At 33.6% G+C, this 19,426-nt stretch carries 14 protein-coding genes; 10 read left to right on the top strand and 4 right to left on the bottom strand.

Annotation, left to right across the window (positions count from 1 at the left end; all coding sequences use genetic code 11):
• The first annotated feature begins 82 nt into the window (after positions 1-82).
• From ACGH6S_RS07550 to ACGH6S_RS07515, 8 genes are all read left to right on the top strand, one after another.
• On the top strand, positions 83-1,324 hold the full coding sequence (locus ACGH6S_RS07550) for a nucleoside permease (protein ID WP_174799393.1): 1,242 nt from the start codon (positions 83-85) through the stop codon (positions 1,322-1,324).
• Positions 1,325-1,628: 304 nt separating this feature from the next.
• Positions 1,629-2,798: an adenosine deaminase gene (add, locus tag ACGH6S_RS07545; RefSeq protein WP_296300062.1), complete on the top strand. Its 1,170-nt coding sequence runs from the start codon at positions 1,629-1,631 to the stop codon at positions 2,796-2,798.
• A 29-nt stretch (positions 2,799-2,827) separates the two neighbouring features.
• Positions 2,828-4,801, top strand: a complete 1,974-nt coding sequence (locus ACGH6S_RS07540; RefSeq protein ID WP_296300060.1) for a bifunctional 2',3'-cyclic-nucleotide 2'-phosphodiesterase/3'-nucleotidase — start codon at positions 2,828-2,830, stop codon at positions 4,799-4,801.
• 23 nt (positions 4,802-4,824) lie between these two features.
• Positions 4,825-5,229 carry a cytidine deaminase gene (locus ACGH6S_RS07535; RefSeq protein ID WP_411578591.1) on the top strand — a complete coding sequence of 135 codons (405 nt, stop codon included), beginning with the start codon at positions 4,825-4,827 and terminating at the stop codon, positions 5,227-5,229.
• Between the two features lie 104 nt (positions 5,230-5,333).
• Entirely contained in the window at positions 5,334-6,635 is a 1,302-nt protein-coding gene (locus tag ACGH6S_RS07530; protein WP_034911047.1) for a pyrimidine-nucleoside phosphorylase, read from the top strand.
• Positions 6,636-6,734: 99 nt separating this feature from the next.
• A complete protein-coding gene (gene ushA / locus ACGH6S_RS07525) occupies positions 6,735-8,351 on the top strand; it encodes a bifunctional UDP-sugar hydrolase/5'-nucleotidase UshA (protein ID WP_411578590.1) in 1,617 nt (538 codons plus the stop codon).
• A gap of 14 nt (positions 8,352-8,365) precedes the next feature.
• Complete coding sequence (locus ACGH6S_RS07520) at positions 8,366-9,913, top strand: YjjI family glycine radical enzyme (RefSeq protein WP_411578580.1); 1,548 nt, start codon at positions 8,366-8,368, stop codon at positions 9,911-9,913.
• Positions 9,888-10,754: a YjjW family glycine radical enzyme activase gene (locus tag ACGH6S_RS07515; protein WP_296317677.1), complete on the top strand. Its 867-nt coding sequence runs from the start codon at positions 9,888-9,890 to the stop codon at positions 10,752-10,754. The genes ACGH6S_RS07520 and ACGH6S_RS07515 overlap by 26 nt, the downstream gene beginning before the upstream one ends.
• A 314-nt stretch (positions 10,755-11,068) precedes the next feature.
• On the opposite strand, the gene ACGH6S_RS07510 is transcribed toward ACGH6S_RS07515, so the two are convergent.
• Both ACGH6S_RS07510 and ACGH6S_RS07505 read right to left on the bottom strand, forming a co-directional pair.
• Positions 11,069-13,375 (bottom strand): Tex family protein, encoded by a 2,307-nt coding sequence (locus ACGH6S_RS07510; RefSeq protein WP_411578579.1) that lies wholly within the window; start codon positions 13,373-13,375, stop codon positions 11,069-11,071.
• A gap of 163 nt (positions 13,376-13,538) precedes the next feature.
• A complete protein-coding gene (locus ACGH6S_RS07505) occupies positions 13,539-14,978 on the bottom strand; it encodes a hypothetical protein (protein ID WP_174799387.1) in 1,440 nt (479 codons plus the stop codon).
• A 332-nt stretch (positions 14,979-15,310) separates the two neighbouring features.
• Between ACGH6S_RS07505 and greB the strand changes: the two genes are divergently transcribed.
• Both greB and ACGH6S_RS07495 read left to right on the top strand, forming a co-directional pair.
• Complete coding sequence (gene greB / locus ACGH6S_RS07500; protein ID WP_065589681.1) at positions 15,311-15,793, top strand: transcription elongation factor GreB; 483 nt, start codon at positions 15,311-15,313, stop codon at positions 15,791-15,793.
• A 102-nt stretch (positions 15,794-15,895) separates the two neighbouring features.
• Positions 15,896-16,999: a YcbX family protein gene (locus tag ACGH6S_RS07495; protein WP_411578578.1), complete on the top strand. Its 1,104-nt coding sequence runs from the start codon at positions 15,896-15,898 to the stop codon at positions 16,997-16,999.
• On the opposite strand, the gene ACGH6S_RS07490 is transcribed toward ACGH6S_RS07495, so the two are convergent.
• Both ACGH6S_RS07490 and ilvC read right to left on the bottom strand, forming a co-directional pair.
• Positions 16,989-17,561 carry a cell division protein ZapC gene (locus ACGH6S_RS07490; RefSeq protein ID WP_085163963.1) on the bottom strand — a complete coding sequence of 191 codons (573 nt, stop codon included), beginning with the start codon at positions 17,559-17,561 and terminating at the stop codon, positions 16,989-16,991. The two genes, ACGH6S_RS07495 and ACGH6S_RS07490, sit on opposite strands and share 11 nt — an antisense overlap.
• A gap of 291 nt (positions 17,562-17,852) precedes the next feature.
• The gene (gene ilvC, locus ACGH6S_RS07485) at positions 17,853-19,331 is read right to left on the bottom strand and encodes a ketol-acid reductoisomerase (protein WP_174799384.1); all 1,479 of its coding nucleotides are present in this window, start codon (positions 19,329-19,331) and stop codon (positions 17,853-17,855) included.
• Positions 19,332-19,426: the final 95 nt, after the last annotated feature.

Genomic DNA, 19,426 nt, shown 5'->3' with positions numbered 1-19,426 from the left:
ATTTTTTATTTTGATCAAATAATTATTTTATTGATATTTAGATATTAGATTATAGTAAATCTCGTTTATTAAGGAATTATAAATGAATATTCATTTTAAACTTAGGGTTATATTTTTCTTACAATATTTTATCTGGGGAAGTTGGTTAATAACTCTCGGTTCTTATATGATACGTAAATTACAATTTACTGGTCTTGAAGTAGGATCGATATACGGAACAATGGGTATCGCTTCTTTGTTTATGCCAGGCTTACTTGGGATTGTAGCGGATAGATGGATACCTGCTAACCGTTTGTATATGCTTTGTCATTTAATCGGTGCTTTAACGCTATTTATTGCGGCTTCAGTAACATCTCCTTTCATGATGATGATTGTGATATTGATTCATTGCCTAGCTTTCATGCCAACCATCGCCATTTCAAATTCAATCGCTTATTCTTGCTTAGAATCACGTGGACTTGATGTTATTACCGAGTTCCCTTGTATCAGAATTTTTGGCACCATTGGATTTATTGTTGCTATGTGGCTTGTGAGTCTTTTAAAATTAGAACTGAGTAGCATGCAACTTTATATTGCAGCTGCATCTGCTTTATTACTCAGCCTTTATTCATTCTTGCTACCATTGATTCCAACAACAAAAAATAAAACTGAAGAAAAAAACATCATTAGTTCATTAGGGTTAGATGCTATTGTTTTATTCAAACAACCACGAATGGTTATATTTTTTCTATTTGCAGTTTTATTAGGCGGTATTTTACAAATAACCAATACTTTTGGTAATCCATTTTTACATGATTTTGAAAGATTCCCTGAATATGCTGATAGTTTAGTGGTTAAATACCCTTCTATACTGTTGTCTATTTCTCAAATGTCAGAAGTCGCATTTATCTTATTTGTACCTTTTTTTATGAAACGTTTAGGTATTAAATACGTTATGCTAATTAGTATGCTTGCTTGGGTTGCTCGTTTTGGTTTATTTGCTTATGGCGATCCATCTCTTTTCGGTTCTGTTTTACTTCTCCTTTCAATGATTGTTTATGGTTGTGCTTTCGACTTTTACAACATATCTGGCTCAATGTATGTTGAAAAATCGGTATCGCCAACCATTCGTAATAGTGCTCAAGGATTATTTATGACCATGACTAATGGGTTCGGTGCTTATTTAGGTTCGGTAGGCAGTGGTTATGTAGTCGATTATTATACAGTTGGAAACGTTACAGAATGGCAAACAGTTTGGCTTATTTTTGCAGGTTATGCTTTGGTTCTAGCAATTGTATTTATGTTGATCTTTAAAAACGAAAAGCCTAATCCAAAAACTATTTAAATCATTAATTAATTATTCTTTGTGTGGTGGAACTTTTTCCCACTCAATCAATACGTAGGCAACAATACATTTTGTTGCCTTTTTACTAACAATTAATTATCGTAAAAATTTGATTTACCGCACAAAAATATAAATAAGTGATGCAAAAGATATAGCAGATAAGTATCTTATCAAGTTAAAATAACTCAATTAACAATGATATACATGTTATTAAAAATTTTTTAATAAGCTTTTGATATCATTGTTAGTAAAACCAATGTTATTAAAGCCAATTTATCTCATTTAAAAATAGATTAAATACCTAATGAACGATCAAATGATACCTAAAGTTATATTGCACGAACATGTTGAAGGCAGCATTACCCCTGTCATGGCTCATCAGTTAGCGCAAAAAAATAATATTCCTTTTCCTAGTACACTATGTTACAAATCAGGTCAATACAATGCCAAAGAATATAAAAATGGTAGATATTTGTATGACGAATCCAAATTTGAAGAATTTATTAATACATATGATACCGTTTCTAGCTTTCTAAAAGATCCTGAAGATTATTATTCTATTACTTACGATTTTCTTAATAGAAATGCTAAACAAGGGTTAATTTATTGCGAGCTATTTTTGTCCCCCTATCATATTTGCACAACCGAAGTTAATGGAAAATTAATTTGGGATAAAGAAAGGTTTAATAAAACTCTTTTCTACATGGACAAAGCGATTATAAAAGTACAAAACGACTATGATATTACAGTTAGATATCATGTTATTGGTGTTAGACACCTAGGCGCTAAAGTTGTTTATGATACGTTGTGTTTTATTCAGCAAAATCATCACCCTTTTATTACGGGATTTAATATTGCTGGTAACGAAATGGCTGGGCATTTTGATGATTTTAAAGATGCACATAAGTTGGCTACTCAGCTGAGCTTAAAAAAATCGTATCATGCTGGCGAAATTGATTCAGATGAGAGCATTATTCAAGCTCTTAAACACGGTGCAATCAGAATCGGTCATGGTATTCGTGCCATTGAAAACAAAGCGCTTATTTGTGAGCTGGTCGAAAAAAAAATTACTCTAGAAATTGCTTTAACGAGTAATCGGATTTTAGTGAATGAATTGCATGGCGATATTTATCAACATCCAATAAGGCAACTTTATGACCAAGGTGTTCGCATTACCTTAAATACCGATGATGCAGGGATTTTTGGTACTGATATTGAAAAAGAATATAGTATCGCCCAATCCATATTTGCATTTTCACGATTAGAATTGCTTGATATAACGCTATGTGGCATTCAAGCCGCATTTGTTGAAGATATGGTTAAAAGTCGTTTAACTGAGCAAGTTCTTTTATGTTTTTCATCTGATGATAGACAATTGCTTAAAAAATTTATTAATGACAAAAAATATCATCCAGCAATCATTGAACGATTTTTAGAATATCAGAAGCTGTTACTAGCCATACCCGTTAACTAATTTAGTTGTCAGAATAATAGGAGATTTGCATGAAAAAAAATAAGTTAATTTTACCCTTTTTAACCCTATTTATATCTGGCGTTGTTAATGCCGCAACGGTTGATTTAAGGATTATTGAAACAACCGACTTGCATGGAAACATGATGAATTATGATTATTTCAAAGATCAGTCTGTTGATTCTTTTGGATTAGTAAAAACTGCTAATTTAATTCATCAAGCAAGAAGTGAGGTAAAAAATAGTGTTCTTGTTGATAATGGTGACCTAATTCAAGGTAGCCCAATGGCTGATTATGCCGTAAAGAAGGGTTTTAATGATGGCGATATTCATCCTGTTTATAAAGCGCTCAATACACTTAATTATAGTGTGGGTAATATTGGTAACCACGAATTTAATTTTGGATTAGAATTTCTACAAAAAAGTCTTTCTGGGGCTACATTTCCTTACATCAACGCTAATGTTTATGATGCCAAAACTCAAAAGCCATTTTTTACACAATATATTATCTTAGATACTCCTGTTATTGATAGAAACGGCAATAAGCACACGATTAAAATCGGCTATATTGGTTTTGTCCCTCCACAGATTATGCAATGGGACAAACTTAATCTTGATGGCAAAGTTGTCGTCAAAGATATTACAGAAACGGCCAAACTATTAGTCCCTGAAATGAAAAAACAAGGCGCTAATGTTATTATTGCTATTCCACATTCTGGTGTTTCAGCTGAACCTTATAAAGCATTAGCTGAAAATTCGGTTTACTACTTGAGTCAAGTAGAGGGTATTAATGCAATTATGTTTGGTCATTCTCACGGCATATTTCCTAGTGAAGATTTCAAATCATTACCAAATACTGATATCAAAACTGGTAACATTAATCATGTGCCTGCTGTTATGCCCGGACATTGGGGTAGCCATTTGGGAGTGGTGGACTTAGTTCTTGATGGTGATAAATCAAAATGGCAAGTGATTTCAGGTAAATCAGAAGCTAGACCAATCTATGATGTAAAAACTAAAAAGGCACTTGTTAAAGCCGATCAAAAAATCGTCGACATTCTAAACAAAGATCACCAAGGAACACGTGAATTTGTTAGTAAACCAATAGGTAAAGTTTCAACCGATATTACGAGCTATCTAGCATTGGTTGAAGATACATCTGCCTTACAAATTATTAATGATGCACAAATCGATTACGTTAAGCAGTTTATTAAAGGAGATCCTGATCTTGATGGTTTGCCCGTTTTATCGGCCATTGCACCATTTAAAGCTGGCGGCAGGAAAAACGATCCTAGCGCTTTTGTTGATGTTAAAGCAGGTAATTTGTCGTTTAGAAATGCAGCAGACATTTACCTTTATCCTAATATTTTGTCTGCTGTGAAAATTACAGGTAAAGATGTCAAAGAGTGGTTAGAGTGTTCAGCTGGTGTATATAATCAAATTAATACTAATTCATCACAACCACAATATTTGATTAATTGGGATAAATTCAGAACCTATAATTTTGATATTATTGATGGAGTGAATTATCAAATAGATGTAACAAAGCCACCCCGTTATGATGCAAATTGCCAGTTAATTAACCCTACATCTGAAAGAATTAGGAATCTGACTTATCAACAAAAAACAATTGCTCCTAACCAAGAATTCTTAATTGCCACCAATAATTATCGTGCTTATAGTGGTATATTTCCAGGTACTGGTGAAAAAAATGTCAAATTTAATTCTCCTGACGATCTAAGAGTAATTCTTTCAGCCTATATTACCAATACTACCCAAAAATATAGTATAACGAATGTTACCATCGACAATAATTGGCAAATTTCTCCAATTACTAGTAACACAAAATTAGATATTCGCTTTGAATCATCACCAACTGATGAAGCTAAAACCTATATCGAGAAACATTCACTATACCCTATTCATTTTATCGATACAGATACATCTGGTTTTGGTGTTTATAAGATAGATTTGCAGTCTCCTGTTAACACTCAACCTAAAATTTAGTTAGATTTATTACGGCCAAAAGGATTATTAATATGAAAATTGAAAAACTGATTGAACTTGCTAAAACAGCCCGTTCTAAAGCTTATGTACCTTATTCTAAATTTCAGGTTGGTGCCGTGCTAATTACTGAAGATGATGAAGCAATTTTAGGTTGTAATATTGAAAACGCATCTTATGGACTAGCAAATTGTGCCGAAAGAACGGCAATTTTTAAAGCGGTTTCTGAAGGTAAAACAAAATTTAAAAAATTGGTGGTAATTGGAGCTACTGATGGGCCAATTTCACCATGTGGAGCTTGCCGTCAAGTTATTAGTGAGTTTTGCGCTAAAGATATGCCTGTTATTTTGACCAACATGCAGGGAAAAATTCAAGAAACAACAGTTGGAGAATTATTACCTTGGTCTTTTTCACCAAGTGATCTTGATTAACATTATTTTTTAACAATAAAAAATAATAATTAGGACTTAAAATTTATTTTGTATAAACAAAGCAATACACTAATTTTATTTATTGATAGTAAGAGAGAATAGTAATGAGATTTGTAGATATTATAGAAAAAAAACGTGACGGCAATGTATTAACCACTGATGAAATCCAATTTTTTATCACTAATTATACCAATGGAACTATCCCCGATTATCAAGTTAGTGCTTTATTAATGGCAATTTATTATCAAGGTATGACTTCCAAAGAATGCGCAGATTTAACCTCGGCGATGATGTATTCTGGCGATACTGTTGATCTGTCTTCAATCAAAGGCATTAAAGTTGATAAACATTCAACTGGCGGTGTAGGTGACACTACAACATTAGTTCTAGCTCCTTTAGTAGCAGCTTTAGATGTTCCTGTAGCAAAAATGTCCGGACGAGGGCTTGGTCACACGGGCGGCACCACAGATAAATTTGAATCGATTCCTGATTTTAAAATTGAATTAAGTAAACAAGATTTTATTAATCAAGTTAATAATAAAGGCCTTGCAGTTATTGGTCAATCAGGCAATTTAACCCCAGCAGACAAGAAACTTTATTCGTTACGTGATGTAACAGGTACTGTTAACTCTATTCCTCTTATTGCAAGTTCAATTATGAGTAAAAAATTGGCAGCGGGTGCTGATGCCATCGTTCTTGATGTTAAAACAGGTGATGGTGCGCTAATGAAAGATATGGCCGATTCAGAAAAATTAGCCCATGAAATGGTAAATATTGGTAATCAAATTGGCCGTAGAACCATGGCAATTATTTCGGATATGTCTCAACCTCTTGGTTTTGCAATTGGTAATGCTCTTGAAGTAAAAGAAGCAATTGATACGTTAAAAGGTCATGGTCCAGCCGATTTAACCGAACTGGTTTTAACATTAGGTAGTCAAATGGTTGTACTTGCCGATAAAGCAAAAACATTAGAAGAAGCCAGAATAAAACTTCAAGAAGTCATTAAAAATGGTAAAGCTATCGAGAAGTTTAAAACCCTAATTGAAGCACAAGGCGGTGATAGTTCGGTCGTTGATCATCCTGAAAAATTGGCTAGTGCACCTTACCAAATTGCCCTACCAGCCCTTAAGTCAGGTTATGTATCAAAAATTATCGCAGATCAAATCGGGATCGCTGCAATGCAATTAGGTGCTGGTCGTGCAACCAAAGAAGATATTATTGATCCCGCTGTTGGAATCGTGTTACATAAAAAAGTAGGCGACAAAGTTACTGAAGGTGAAGCTTTATTAACGATACACGCCAATACTGATAAGCTTGATACTATCAAGCAAAAATTATATGACAATATTACCATTAGTGATAACGCAACTGAGCCACAACTTATTTACAAGGTGATTACAGGATAATAGCTGTTATATAAGGATTTAGGAGATACCATGTACTATTATCAGTTTAATAAAAAATTATCATTACTTGTTTGTATGGGGCTATTTTCAGCCTCTTGCATGGCCGCTGTTTCCACAAAAAGCTCATCAGTTCCAACTTTAGAAAAAGACAAGTCTTATCAATTTACTATTTTGCATACCAATGACCACCACGGCCGTTTTTGGCAAAATGATATTGGTGAGTATGGGCTTGCTGCTCAAAAAACCGTAGTAGATGAAATTCGAAAAGAAGTTACGGCAAAAGGAGGGAAATTACTGCTGCTATCAGGTGGTGATATTAATACTGGTGTCCCTGAATCTGATGTACAGCAAGCCAAACCTGATTTTATTGGCATGAATGCGGTTGGTTACGATGCTATGGCTGTGGGTAATCATGAGTTTGATCATCCTTTGCCTATTATTCGTGAGCAACAGAAATGGGCAAAATTTCCTTTTTTATCGGCAAACACTTACTTTAAAGGCACAGATAAACGTGTATTTGATGCCTATAAAATGTTTGATTTGAATGGTATTAAAGTTGCTGTGTTTGGTTTAACCACTGACGATACCATTTTTCTTGCTTCACCCAAAAATACGGAAGGCGTCGAATTTCGACAAACCTTACCCGAAGCACAAAAAATAATTAAACAGTTAAAAGATAATGAACACCCTGATATGATTATTGCTGTCACTCATATGGGGCATTATGAAAATGGTGAACATGGCTCAATGGCACTGGGTGATGTTGAATTAGCCAGAAATTTACAGGCCGGCGATTTAGATATGATAGTGGGAGGACACTCACAAAACCCTGTGTGTATGGCTAGTCCTAATAAACGTATTACCGAATATGTACCAGGTACACCTTGTGCGCCAGATCAACAAAATGGCACATGGATTGTGCAAGCCCACGAATGGGGGAAATATGTTGGACGTGCAGATTTTGTCTTTTTAAATGGCAAAATCACGTTAAAAAATTACCAATTAATTCCTATTAACCTTAAAAAAGAGGTTGATAATGGTAACAGTACCAAACGCCTTGAATATTACACACAAGAAATTCCTCAAGATAAATCCTTACTTGAAAATTTAAGACCTTATCAAGAATTAGGTAAACAGCAGTTGTTAGTGAAAAGTGGCGAGTTAAAAGGACGATTAGAAGGTAATCGAGATGTTGTTAGATACCAACAAAGCAATATGGGACAACTGTTACTCAGTGCTTTTGTTGAAAAAACCAATGCAGACGTTGGCATTATGTCTGGGGGGATGATTCGTGACTCATTAATTGAAGGTGATATTACTTATCGTGATATTTTAAAAGTAGAACCTTTTGGTAACAGTGTGGTTTATTTCGAATTAACTGGCAATGAATTAATTGATTATCTAAAAGTTGCATTAAGTAAAAAGCAAGGTTCGGGTGGGTATGCACATTTGAAAAATATAAACCTAACAAGAAATGGGAACAATATTGAAGATGTAAAAATTAATGATCAACCGATCGATTTACAAAAAAACTATCGCGTTGCTACACTTGACTTTTTAGCCGCTGGTGGAGATGGCTATCCAATAACTAATACATCACCGACTTACGTTGATACGGGGTATCGCGATGCCGATGTAGTAAAACAGTATTTTGAGAACCATTCGCCAATTACTGCGTCTGATTATGAACCAAAACAATTTATTATTGAGAAATAAATATTGAGATAATTATGAGCATGACCGAATTTCAACAAAGTTGTTATAATATTGTGACAGACCCCAATTTGTCACCCAAACAAAAATCAAATTTGCTCGCCTTAGCAGCAGAAAATAATTTACCTTATGTAGATCTGGATGAAGAAACACAACAAGCTTTAAATGACCGCGTTATTTGTGATATGTACGAAGGTCACGCACCTTATAAACCTCGTTATGTTTTACCTGATTATGTGAAATTTTTAAAACAAGGATCACAATGGCTAGAACTTAATCCAGCTGAAACATTTGATGATGCATTGAATTTACTTATCATCATCTATCATCATGTTCCTTCAGTAACTGGTATGCCTGTTTATTTAGGATGCTTAGATCAAATTTTACTTCCTTACGTTGGTAATCTTACTGAAGATGAGATTTATCAGCGATTAAAGCATTTTTGGATCATGCTTGATCGTAATTTACCTGATGCATTTATGCATGCAAACATTGGACCAACCGATAATATTATCTGTCGGGTAATCTTACGTATAGATAGAGAGCTCAAACAAGTTGCTCCAAATTTAACCTTTATCTATGATGAAGACATTACACCAGAATCATTATTATTAGTGACAATTGAAAATATTTGTGAAACAAGTAAACCCCATATTGCAAACAATAATTTGATCCAAAAAGATTTTGATGGCCAAGGATACGGTGTTGTAAGTTGCTATAATTCACTCCCTGTTGCTGGAGGAGGAAGCACGCTTTCACGAATCAATTTAAAAGAAGTTGCAGTACGTAGTAAAAATATAGAAGACTTTTTGTCAAATATCTTACCTCACTACTGTCAATTGCAGCTCAATCTTATTCAAGCAAGGTCAAACTTTCTTTACAATAAATCGAACTTTTTTAACAGCAGTTTTTTAGTTGAAGAAGGTTTAATTGATCCAAAACGATTTGCACCAATGTTTGGTATCTTTGGAATGGCCGAAGCAGTTAATATCTTGCAAGAAAAAACAAATTTAGCTGGACGTTATGGTTTTGATGAACAAGCTAATGAACTTGCATTAACTATTACACAATTAATTGCCGAATTTATTGATAACCATACAATAGATTATGCTTGGAAAGGGAAAGCAATGCTGCATTCACAATCAGGCATTAGTATAGATAGAGCAACAACACCTGGATTAAGAATACCATATGGGCAAGAACCCGATCCTGTCACTCATATTATGGCACTGTATAAACATCACCAGTATTTCACTTCGGGTATTAGTGACATTTTAACAATTGATGAGACCATAAAAAATAATCCCCTAGCCTTGCTACAAATTTGTAAAGCTGCTTTCAAATTTGGTTTCCGCGAATTTACTGCCAATATCAGTGGTAATGATCTTGTTCGAGTTACAGGTTATATGGTGAGATTATCTGATATTAAAAGATATAAAAAAGAGGGTTCGCGAATTAATACTACTTTCTTAGGAGCCGAAGCTGCCGAAAATACCGAAAATAATAGTTATTTATGTCGAAAACCACGAGTAATTAGTCATGAGCAAGTCATGGGCAATCGTTAATAAGCTTTTACCCTTTTCTTGTGTAGATGGACCTGGTAATCGACTAGTTATATTTTTACAAGGATGTAATTTTCGTTGTTTAAACTGCCATAATCCTTATACGATATCATTGTGCAAGGATTGTGGTCAATGTGTTGATACTTGTCCACACAAAGCATTAAGTTTTAGTAACAATAAAGTTATATGGCAAACTTCAAATTGTCAGCAATGTGATACTTGTATTAATACTTGTAAACATTTTTCATCACCAATGACTTATAGATATAGTGTAGATGATATTTTAATCGCTATCCGGAAATATCTACCATTTTTAAATGGTATTACCATAAGTGGTGGAGAAGCAACAATGCAGTTACCCTTTATTAAAGAGCTATTCAATGTTATCAAACAATCTAACGATTTAAAGCACCTTACCTGTTTTATTGATAGCAATGGTTATTTAACTAAAACAGGATGGCAAAAAGTAGAAAATGTGATGGATGGCGCAATGATTGATCTCAAAGCTTGGGATAATGATGTGCATAAAAAGTTAACGGGAAGAGACAATCAACGAGTAAAAGAAACGATTAACTATCTGGCAAAAATAAAAAAACTATATGAGGTAAGACTTTTAATTATTCCTAATCAAACAGATCTACAAGTTAATGCTAAAAATATTGCCAAATTTTTAATTGATTTAGATCCCAATATTCAAATAAGAATTAATGCTTTTCATAATCATGGTGTACGTGGTATCGCTAAAAACTGGCCATCCGCCAGTAGGCCTGAAGTAGAACAGTTTGCAGAACAATTAAAACAGCATAGCCTACAACATATTATATTACCTAATGTTTATTTGTAATGGTAATAACTTGTTACTTTTAAGTATCAATAAATAACAGATAATTTATACCAATGTGTAAATACTTCAAACTTAGTCAAGATTCAAGTAGAAATTATGCTGCTTGTTTAAGGATATTTACAATAGAATTATATAATATTAATAATACTTTATATCATAACTGATAATATTATTACATTAAGTAAAAAAGATAAACCTGAGTTGGCTTTAATTATATGGTTCAGTTCTATATTGAATAGATCACTATTAGATAGCTTTAACTAAATGGTTTTAAATGCAGAAAAGGGACAATTGTCCCTTAAACTAGAAAAATATTATTTATTCTTTTTAAATGCAGTTGCAAATGCATTTCCCATGACATTATTAGTCATTGAAGATGAATGTTGTTTTTTAGTATTGTTAACCGAACGTTCATTAATGAATTTTCGATTATCAGTTTTTGGCGCAGCAGGATCATCTAATCGCATTGATAAAGCGATACGTTTTCGTGGAATGTCAACTTCTATCACTTTAACTTTGACTATATCACCAGCTTTTACCACTGTTCTTGGATCATCAACAAACTTATCTGATAAAGCTGAAATATGCACTAAACCATCTTGATGCACACCAATATCAACAAACGCACCAAAATTAGTTACATTAGTAACAGATCCTTCCATAATCAGACCTATTTTTAGGTCTTCCATCGTTTCTATATCATCAGCAAACTGCGCAGTTTTAAATTCAGGTCTTGGATCACGACCAGGTTTATCAAGCTCTTTGATAATATCTGTAACTGTTGGCACACCAAAATGATCATCTACGTAATCGATTGCTTTAAGTGATTTTAAATAGTTTGTATCACCTAAAATTTCTTTTAAAGATTTGTGATTTTTTTCTAAAATTCGTTCTACAACTGGATAAGCTTCTGGATGAACGGCCGATGCGTCAAGAGGATTTTTACCATCCATTATACGTAAAAATCCAGCGCACTGTTCAAATGCTTTAGGACCTAAGCGAGCCACTTTCAATAATTGTTTACGATCCGTAAATTGTCCATTTTCATTACGCCAATTAATTATATTTTGAGCTATTACTTTATTAAGTCCAGCAATACGAGCAAGTAACATCATCGAAGCAGTGTTTAAATTCACACCAACGGCATTAACACCATCTTCAACAACAGCATCAAGTTTTTTTGCTAACTGAGTTTGGCTAACATCATGCTGATATTGCCCCACCCCAATCGATTTAGGATCTATTTTAACAAGCTCTGCTAATGGATCTTGTAAACGACGTGCAATTGATACTGCACCACGAATAGATACATCTAAATCAGGAAATTCTTGCGCTGCTAGTTCTGATGCAGAATAAACCGAGGCACCTGCTTCGCTTACAATTACTTTTTGTGCTTTCACTTCTGGATATTTCTTTTGAACATCAAGATAAAAACGTTCAGTTTCGCGCGAAGCAGTACCATTACCAATGGCCACTAATTCAACTTGATATTTAATACAAAGTGCGGCAATAACCATAGCTGCTTTATCTGCCTGCCCTGTATGAGGGTAAATCGTTTCAGTCGCAACTAATTTACCTGTTGCATCAACAACAGCTATTTTTACACCTGTCCTTAAACCAGGATCCATGCCCATAGTAACTTTCATACCTGCTGGAGCAGCCATTAACATATCATGTAAGTTAGCAGCAAATACGTTAATCGCTTCTTCCTCTGCTCGCTCACGTAATGTTGTCATTAATTCGGTTTCCATGTGCATCAGAATTTTAATGCGCCATGTCCAATTAATCACAGCTTTGCGCCATTTATCTGCTGGCTGTTCATTAAAATGGACGCCTAGATATTCAGTGATAATTTGTTCACAATAACTCTCTTTAGGCGCTTGTTCAAATTGCGGATCAGCATTTAAGGAGAGTTGTAAAAAGCCTTCATTTCGTCCTCGAAACATTGCTAATGCACGATGAGATGGTATTTTAGAAATCAGCTCGCTTTGTGAAAAATAGTCTCGGAATTTAGCTCCTTCTTCCTCTTTACCACTCACCACTTGCGAAACTAAATGAGCATTATTCCAAAGATAATGACGCACTTTTGCTAATAATGCTGCATCTTCTGCAAAGCGCTCCATCAAAATGTAACGAGCTCCATCCATTGCTGATTTTGTATCAGTAATACCTTTGTCGGAATTGATATATTTTTCGGCTTCAATTACTGGGTCAAGTATGGGATTTTGCCATAAGTCGTCAGCTAATGGTTCAAGCCCTGCTTCAATGGCAATTTGACCCCGAGTTCGGCGTTTAGGTTTATATGGTAAATAGAGATCTTCAAGTTCAGTTTTACTAAGCGTTTGTGTAATACTGTTACTTAATTCTAATGTCAATTTACCTTGTTCTTCAATTGACTTTAAAATCGTTTGCTTGCGATCTTCAAGTTCACGCAAATAGCTCAATCGACTATCAAGAGTACGTAATTGGGTATCATCAAGCCCACCTGTCACCTCTTTTCGATAACGAGCAATAAAAGGAACGGTACTGCCCTCATCTAATAATTGAATCGCCGCTTGAACTTGTTCTGACTTTACGGCTAACTCACTGGCTATAATATGGCTAATTTGTTTATTCATCATGGTATTTTTAACAATTTTAAGCAAAGTAGTGATTATATACCTATCCTTGTTTCTGTTGCAATTCTGAGCCTTTTATCTCCTCCCTAAAAATTATAACTGCTAGTTATTGGGATATTTTTCGATTGGCTAACATTAAATAAAGCTAACCATAAATTTAACTTCTTTATTTAGAACTACATAATGCATAATACTGATGCTCAGGACCTCTATCACCATTAAATGCAGCATCATTCATATTAATATAAATAGGATCACCTGTAGAAATTGAATAATCGCTAGTCCAACCATAAGTTGGGTTATAAAAATTATCACCTTGAAAATACGCTAATCCCCCCCATTCAGTAATTAATCCCCCATGTACGGCTCTTTTGTAGTAGTTATCAGGATTATTACCATATTTATCTTGATGAAGCAGAAAGTTAGCATTACTCAACTCTCTGAGCGATGCTAATTTATATTCACCTAAACTTCTACACCAATCTTTTTGCTCTTGATATGTATCAATATATTCTCCTCTATTGATAAACCATTTAGTTATCCGGAAACTGTAACTAAGCATTACGCCTTGTTTGGTTTCGCCTATTATCTCAATATCAACAGGTAAATTCGCTTTGGGCGCTGTAGCTCGATTAGCACCTTTAGATGAGGAATCAGGACCTTTTAACGTAACCAGAACCATATTTTTCGCATCATAAGCCTTAAAACCACCTACAACTACTGCTCTTGGAGCCTCTGACTTTGTAACTGTCGCTGTAATTGCGCCAGGTGCTCCTTTATCAGGATCCGATGTTCTTACGATCCATTTTGTTGTGCTTAATGAATTATCAATATTCTCGGTAATTAAATAGAAAAAGAGACCATTTGCACCAACTGAAGGGAAATTATTTAAATAATCATTTTGTGCTACAAAACCATTCCAGTCTACCCAATCAAAAACAGATCTATCCCCCCAAGAATAAGCTGGAGCACTATAAAGCATATGTGGACTAGCATATTTGATAGCTTCACCACCTACTTGTACATTAAAATTTCGATAAGGTGTTTTTGTTATAGCAATCTTACTATCTGGGTAATTTTGAAAATTTGGAACTCCGTATTTTGTAGTTAATGCTACCCCACCACTAACTTTAATATAAGGATAAATACCACTTTTTACTAATTTTTCAAATGTCGTTTTTGTTTGATCGTCTGTTAATTTAACTTCTTTATTATTTTCGTCTTCGTAATACCATTCCAACGAAACTGGGTTATCCTTGTCCTCTGATAATTTAATATCTCCATCACCATCAACATCTATAACCTCAGAGCTTTCTGGTTGTTTAATTGCTGCTAATAAACCTAAACTTTCAGGAGTTTTAGTTGAAACATCTGAGCCTAATGCTGTGTTCAAATCACCTGTATAAAAATAGGTGTTTCCATTATAGATGACACCAAAATAATTAAATGCTTTATTGGATTGAATATTATTTTCAATTGAACTAATAAAACGAGGACTATTTCCATTAATAGGATTTGCAGTAACAGCCGATAATGCTAAAGATTTAGTTGAAAAAAAACTAATAAGACAAACTAGACCCCAAATTGGCTCTTTCCGTGTAGTCATATTCATTCCTAATGGTGATAATAATAACAACTTATTTATTTTATTATTGTATAATTGCGAAATTAAACTTATTTATGCGATATAATTAACTTAATTACTTATTGAGCAAGAGATATTCCAAGAATAAAATTAAAAAACGCAACACAAGCAATAAAAAATAATATCATCTCGATATTGATTTTTAAAGATTATTTAACGTTATTTTGATAAATATTAAAAAATAGAATAAATTTTATTAAATAAATGTCGAGTTTTTATTCGAATCATATATTTTAACAAAGAAATATCGAACTTTTACTCGAAAGATAAAGATTGCTATAAGGAATAAAAATATGAGAAAGAATAATTATATAACAAGAGAAGGTTATTTGAACCTTAATCGTGAATTGAAATATTTATGGAAAGAAGAAAGACCTCGCGTTACACAAGCTGTATCAGATGCAGCAGCCCTCGGCGATCGTAGTGAGAATGCAGAATATATTTATGGAAAACGAAGATTACGTGAAATTGATCGGCGTATACGTTTTCTTACCAAGCGACTAGAAACGTTAACAATTGTCGAACCACACCCAAAACAAGAAGGTAAAGTATTTTTTGGTGCATGGGTAAAATTGGAAGATGAATCTGGTAATTTACATATTTACCGTATTGTTGGTAGCGATGAATTTGATCCTAAAAAAAATTGGATATCAATTAATAGCCCTGTAGCAAAAGCATTAATAGGTCATAAAGTTGATGATGAAATAGCCGTTATCACCCCTAATGGCAAAGCATTGTATTATATTACTGAAATTAGCTATACCGAGTTATGCTAATATGCCCTAAATTATTCATTCCATTTGTTAAATCTAAAAACTATAAGATATGGGTAATTAAGTATATAATTATCAAAACATTTGTAATTTATGTAAGATATTATGATTTTCGTCAATCAACTATACATCTACCCAATCAAATCGATGCAAGGGATACAACTAACAAAAGCAAATACAGTTGATGGAGGCTTTGAGCATGACCGTATATTGATGCTTAGTGAACCCGATGGCACTTTTATCACGGCAAGACAACACCCTGAGCTCCTGAAATTCAAAACATTCATAGTAAAAAACGAAGTACATATTTCGCTATCTCCAACTGAAATGATAATATTTAATCTTGATGAGTTTTCGTTGAATTATGAGCCTACTGAAATTTGGGGTAATCATTTTACTTCATTAATTGCCCCTATAAGAGTCAATCAATTTTTCAGTCAAATTTTGCATAAAGATGTACAATTAAGATGGGTTGGTCAACAATTAACTCGTCGAACCAAACGCTATCCTGAAATTCCTGTTAGTTTTGCTGATGGTTATCCTTATTTGTTATTAAATAAAGCTTCATTTGATTATTTACAACAGCAATGCCCTGAAAAACTCGATATTAGACAATTTCGTGGAAATATCGTTATTCAAGGAGCACTACCTTTTGCGGAAGACGGCTGGAAAACAATAAAAATTGGCAATGTAATTTTTGATATTGTTAAACCCTGTAGTCGCTGTGTTATAACGACAATGAATATAAAATCTGCAACATTCTTAGCTGATAATGAACCAATTAAAACCTTACGTTACTTTAGAGCCGATAAGCAAGGTGAAATTGATTTTGGTATGAATATGATAGCCCGAAATCATGGAACAATTTCAGTTCACGATAAAATTGAAGTATTGGAACGGCAACCAGCTAAAAATTATATTAAAACCTTTCCAACAGAAACAAAAACTGAAGCAAAAGTTTGTACAATAAATTTTGAAAATCAAATAATTAAAGGTAATAATAAGCAAACTATTTTAGAGCAGTTAGAACAACATAAAATAGCATTACCTTATTCTTGCCGTGCAGGTATTTGTGGACGTTGTCTAGTTGAATTAAAACAAGGTGAAGTAGAGGCATTAACACAAGCTGCTATTAGGCGAAATAATAAAATTTTAGCCTGTAGTTGTGTGCCTAAAGGAGATATTACAATTAAATTACTTAAGAAATAGCCTTAAATTCAAAATTATCTGAAGTCAGCTTTTGTTCAGTAAATTTTTTCTCTACAGATATTAACCTATCATTCATTACTTTAATTGCTTCAGAAAACACAAACGTTTTATTCATTGCAATAAATGAAGCTTGTGCAATAATACAAAGAGATGCATTTTCCCCTGCTTCAACGACCATTAAACAAACTTTTTGTCCATCTTCTTGTAAAATTACCTCAACAATATCAGCTATTTTGGGCTTGTATAACATTGGTTGTTGTGAAAAATACCAACTTTTAGGCATTTGAGGCTTTAAAAAATTAGCTGCAACAATAGCGTTAATAGCTAGTTCAATCTTTTGTGAATCTGTCAAATTAAGTAACTGACAACTATTATAAAATTGATAATAAGACGTTGCGTCACTAACAGAAAATGGAAACTCACCAAAAACATCAGGAACTAACATTTTACTTGGATAACAAGAACGAAATAACATTTCAGATGAAACTTCAAGCATTAAACTATCGTATTCGCTATCAAAATACCATCGCCAACAATCAGTTGGTCGAAAAGTCATTTTCATTAATATGTTACCCTTATCATTTGATTTAAAATTGGTCAAAAAGATAACATAAATTACATAAAAAATAAATAAAAAGTTAAAATAAAAATAATTTAATTATATAATTTTTAAAAATTTAATTATAAAGTGAAAGGATCAAAAAAATATAAATTGGATCCAGTTAGATCCTTTTAGATCTAATCATTTTATACTGAAACATATACTTACCTGAAAGTTTTTTACAATAAATTCAATTTTTAGATACAAAAAAAGGTACTTTTCAGCACCTTTTTTATAATTATAAATAGCTATTTAGCTTGCAACATTGATGCGTTTCATATCAGTCATATAACTACGTAATTTACGACCGATTGTTTCAATTGGATGATTACGGATTTCTTCATTCACATCGCGTAATTGTGCATTATCAACACTACCTTCAGGGATCGCTTTACCTAGATCGCCAGCTTGTAACATTGGCATAAATTTTTCTTTTAATAGTGGTACAGCGGCATTAGCAAATAGATAGTTGCCATACTCAGCTGTGTCAGAAATAACAACATTCATTTCATACAAACGTTTACGTGCAATAGTATTAGCAATAAGTGGTAACTCATGTAATGATTCGTAATATGCTGATTCAGCTAAAATACCAGATTCAAGCATAGTTTCGAAGGCAAGTTCAACACCGGCTTTAACCATTGCAACCATAACAACGCCTTGATCAAAGTAAGCTTGTTCATCAATTTTACCTTGATAGTCAGCAGCTTTTTCAAAGGCGGTTTCACCTGTTTCTTTACGCCATTTAAGAAGGTTCGCATCATCATTTGCCCAGTCTTTCATCATAGTTGACGAAAACTCGCCTGATATAATGTCGTCCATATGTTTACGATAAAGATCCGTCATGATCACTTTTAATTCTTTTGCTAAAGCATTTGCTCTCAATTTAGCTGGATTTGATAAACGATCCATCATTAAAGTAATTCCACCTTGTTTTAGCGCCTCAGTGATCGTTTCCCAACCAAATTGGAGTAATTTACATGCATAAGCAGGATCAACACCATCTGCCACTAGCTTATCAAAACAAAGTAATGATCCTGTTTGTAACATTCCACAAAGGATTGTTTGTTCACCCATTAAATCTGACTTAACTTCGGCAACAAATGACGACTGTAAAACACCTGCACGATGTCCGCCTGTTGCCGCTGCCCATGCTTTAGCAATTGCTAGCCCTTCACCTTTTGGATCGTTTTCTGGATGAACTGCAATTAGTGTCGGCACACCAAAACCTCGTTTATATTCTTCACGAACTTCAGTACCAGGGCATTTAGGGGCTACCATCACTACTGTAATATCAGAGCGAATCTTTTCTCCTACTTCAACAATATTAAATCCGTGAGAATAGCCAAGCGCAGAGCCTTTTTTCATCAACGGTTGAATAGCTTGAACAACGGCAGAATGTTGTTTGTCAGGAGTCAAATTGATAACAAGATCTGCTGCTGGAATTAATTCTTCATAACTTCCTACTTTAAAACCATTTTCAGTTGCTTTCTTCCATGATGCGCGTTTTTCAGCAATAGCTTCTTTACGTAATGCATAAGATATATCTAAACCTGAATCTCGCATATTTAGACCTTGGTTAAGACCTTGTGCTCCACAACCAACAATTACAATTTTTTTACCTTTCAAAAAATTAGCTTCTGATGCAAATTCATCACGAGCCATAAAACGACATTGACCTAATTGTTCTAATTTTTCACGCAAATTCAATGTATTAAAATAGTTTGACATTTTTCTCTCCAAGAGTTTAGGTATTCATAATCAACAATAAAACACTATATAATACTTTTAATATTGCTAAAATTGATATATTTAAAATATAATAT

It is taken from the genome of Gilliamella sp. BG3 (assembly GCF_046635605.1).
GTDB classification, from domain to species: Bacteria; Pseudomonadota; Gammaproteobacteria; order Enterobacterales; family Orbaceae; genus Gilliamella; species Gilliamella bombi.
This window is presented reverse-complemented; position numbering and strand designations above follow the sequence as displayed.

What these genes read in the sequence shown, in the direction of transcription:
- ACGH6S_RS07510 (WP_411578579.1), bottom strand. Translation starts at nt 13,375, where the DNA reads ATGATGAATAAACAAATTAGCCATATTATAGCCAGTGAGTTAGCCGTA.
- add (WP_296300062.1), top strand. Translation starts at nt 1,629, where the DNA reads ATGAACGATCAAATGATACCTAAAGTTATATTGCACGAACATGTTGAA.
- ACGH6S_RS07520 (WP_411578580.1), top strand. Translation starts at nt 8,366, where the DNA reads ATGAGCATGACCGAATTTCAACAAAGTTGTTATAATATTGTGACAGAC.
- greB (WP_065589681.1), top strand. Translation starts at nt 15,311, where the DNA reads ATGAGAAAGAATAATTATATAACAAGAGAAGGTTATTTGAACCTTAAT.
- ACGH6S_RS07540 (WP_296300060.1), top strand. Translation starts at nt 2,828, where the DNA reads ATGAAAAAAAATAAGTTAATTTTACCCTTTTTAACCCTATTTATATCT.
- ushA (WP_411578590.1), top strand. Translation starts at nt 6,735, where the DNA reads ATGGCCGCTGTTTCCACAAAAAGCTCATCAGTTCCAACTTTAGAAAAA.
- ACGH6S_RS07515 (WP_296317677.1), top strand. Translation starts at nt 9,888, where the DNA reads ATGAGCAAGTCATGGGCAATCGTTAATAAGCTTTTACCCTTTTCTTGT.
- ACGH6S_RS07505 (WP_174799387.1), bottom strand. Translation starts at nt 14,978, where the DNA reads ATGACTACACGGAAAGAGCCAATTTGGGGTCTAGTTTGTCTTATTAGT.
- ACGH6S_RS07490 (WP_085163963.1), bottom strand. Translation starts at nt 17,561, where the DNA reads ATGAAAATGACTTTTCGACCAACTGATTGTTGGCGATGGTATTTTGAT.
- ACGH6S_RS07550 (WP_174799393.1), top strand. Translation starts at nt 83, where the DNA reads ATGAATATTCATTTTAAACTTAGGGTTATATTTTTCTTACAATATTTT.
- ACGH6S_RS07530 (WP_034911047.1), top strand. Translation starts at nt 5,334, where the DNA reads ATGAGATTTGTAGATATTATAGAAAAAAAACGTGACGGCAATGTATTA.
- ilvC (WP_174799384.1), bottom strand. Translation starts at nt 19,331, where the DNA reads ATGTCAAACTATTTTAATACATTGAATTTGCGTGAAAAATTAGAACAA.
- ACGH6S_RS07495 (WP_411578578.1), top strand. Translation starts at nt 15,896, where the DNA reads ATGATTTTCGTCAATCAACTATACATCTACCCAATCAAATCGATGCAA.